The 241-nt window shown below is 56.8% G+C and carries 1 protein-coding gene; it reads left to right on the top strand.

The genetic code is table 11. The annotated features are described in order from the left end of the window. Nucleotides 1-241: uroporphyrinogen decarboxylase family protein (locus HMPREF0549_RS09050; protein WP_003718006.1), on the top strand; the 241-nt coding region annotated here is incomplete at both ends.

Here is a 241-nt window from a genome sequence, read left to right as displayed (position 1 = left end):
GAAGTGACTTTGCAACCGCTGCGTCGCTACCCGCTGGATGCGGCGATCCTCTTTTCCGATATCCTCACCGTGCCGGACGCGATGGGGTTAGGGCTCTATTTTGAAGCCGGAGAAGGTCCGCGTTTTACCTCGCCAGTCACCTGCAAAGCTGACGTCGATAAACTGCCAATTCCGGACCCGGAAGATGAACTGGGTTACGTGATGAACGCGGTGCGTACCATTCGTCGCGAACTGAAAGGCG

Source organism: Limosilactobacillus vaginalis DSM 5837 = ATCC 49540 (genome assembly GCF_000159435.1).
GTDB lineage: Bacteria > Bacillota > Bacilli > Lactobacillales > Lactobacillaceae > Limosilactobacillus > Limosilactobacillus vaginalis.
Note: the sequence above shows the minus strand (reverse complement) of the source record. Positions and strands in the feature narration are given on the sequence as shown.